Origin of the sequence: Rhizobium ecuadorense (assembly GCF_001187535.1) — a bacterium.
GTDB classification, from domain to species: Bacteria; Pseudomonadota; Alphaproteobacteria; order Rhizobiales; family Rhizobiaceae; genus Rhizobium; species Rhizobium ecuadorense.
In genome coordinates this window covers 1-359 of the sequence record NZ_LFIO01000353.1, presented here as the reverse complement: position 1 = coordinate 359, position 359 = coordinate 1, and the positions used below count along the sequence as shown (strand labels likewise).

The window sequence follows — 359 nt, the reverse complement described above, 5'->3', positions numbered from 1 at the left end:
TCATCAGCCCGATGTCCTGGAGACCCCTGGCGGCCAGGGAATGATCGGTGGCGACGAAGCTGCGCGGCTGGGAAGAATTCAACGTCGACGGCCTTCTTCGGTGAACCCACCCCATATTCGCTGTCCTGGCTCCCAGGAGCACAAGCCTGTTTCACATTCAGGTTCCTGGAAATTCCTCGCCCTGACCTTCAACGTATCGATGTGCGGGTCCCTGGTGAAGATGACTCGCAGCTGAGGAATCGGCTTTAGTCCGCAGCGTGACCCCGGATTTTCAGGAGGAATTCTGCCATGGCTTCCCCGGCGATGCACATGAAGGTATGGAAACGTCTCGGTGAAATTTGAGGAGGATTGCATGGACC

1 protein-coding gene is annotated in these 359 nt (G+C 57.1%); it reads left to right on the top strand.

Annotation, left to right across the window (positions count from 1 at the left end):
* Positions 1-235 (top strand): hypothetical protein (locus AF337_RS44210; RefSeq protein ID WP_210168044.1); only part of this gene is annotated, 235 nt, incomplete at its 5' end.
* Positions 236-359 lie beyond the last annotated feature (124 nt).